General features: G+C 41.8%; 1 rRNA gene. It reads right to left on the bottom strand.

What is annotated here, in order from left to right:
- Nucleotides 1-202: 202 nt before the first annotated feature.
- A 16S ribosomal RNA gene (locus tag C9J36_RS17170) occupies nt 203-275 on the bottom strand; the annotation flags it as partial.

Raw genomic sequence — 275 nt, 5'->3', positions numbered from 1 at the left:
CTATTTAAAACTTGTTACTTTCAATGTCGTTTTATCCAGTTTTCAAAGAACAAATAGGCTACCTGTATTTGCTTCCTCGCGTATTTGCGACGAGTAACCGCAGGAGCACAATAAGAAGTATTCATCCATTGATGAACCTTCAAAACTAAACAGCAAGCCGTGAATGTTATCTCCGTAGGAGATATTCCGAAAATATCCTTAGAAAGGAGGTGATCCAGCCGCACCTTCCGATACGGCTACCTTGTTACGACTTCACCCCAATCATCTATCCCACC

Origin of the sequence: Metasolibacillus fluoroglycofenilyticus, assembly GCF_003049645.1 — a bacterium.
Taxonomy (GTDB): Bacteria; Bacillota; Bacilli; order Bacillales_A; family Planococcaceae; genus Metasolibacillus; species Metasolibacillus fluoroglycofenilyticus.
This window is presented reverse-complemented; position numbering and strand designations above follow the sequence as displayed.